Source organism: Azospirillum palustre, from assembly GCF_002573965.1.
In the GTDB taxonomy this organism is placed as follows: Bacteria; Pseudomonadota; Alphaproteobacteria; order Azospirillales; family Azospirillaceae; genus Azospirillum; species Azospirillum palustre.
In genome coordinates this window covers 339,946-340,553 of record NZ_PDKW01000041.1, presented here as the reverse complement: position 1 = coordinate 340,553, position 608 = coordinate 339,946, and the positions used below count along the sequence as shown (strand labels likewise).

Here is a 608-nt window from a genome sequence, read left to right as displayed (position 1 = left end):
TGGCCGACGATCTTCACGCCGTTGGCCGTGGTCACCACCTCGCCCAGCTTGGAGCCCTCGACGTTGCCGCCCTGCTCCACCGCCAGATCGATGATCACCGAGCCCGGCTTCATCGACGCCACATGCTCCGCCGTCACCAGGATCGGCGCCTTGCGACCGGGGATCAGTGCCGTGGTGATGACGAGGTCCTGCTTCTTGATGTGCTCGGCGACCAGGGCTGCCTGCTGGCGCTTGTAGTCGTCGGACATCTCCTTGGCGTAGCCGCCGGCGGTCTCCGCCTGCTTGAATTCGTCGTTCTCGACGGCGACGAAGCTGCCGCCCAGCGACTGGACCTGCTCCTTCACCGCCGGGCGCACGTCGGTGGCCGAGACGATGGCGCCGAGGCGCTTGGCAGTGGCGATGGCCTGGAGACCGGCGACGCCGACGCCCATGATGAAGGCACGGGCCGGCGGCACGGTGCCGGCGGCGGTCATCATCATCGGAAAGGCGCGGCCATATTCCGAGGCGGCATCGACGACGGCCTTGTAGCCGGCGAGGTTGGCCTGGGAGGACAGCACGTCCATGACCTGGGCGCGGGTGATGCGCGGCATGAACTCCATGGCGAAGGC

General features: G+C 68.1%; 1 protein-coding gene. It reads right to left on the bottom strand.

Annotation, left to right across the window (positions count from 1 at the left end; translation table 11 throughout):
- The coding region (locus tag CRT60_RS15255; protein WP_475369090.1) for a Rossmann-fold NAD(P)-binding domain-containing protein at positions 1-608 on the bottom strand (608 nt) is incomplete at both ends.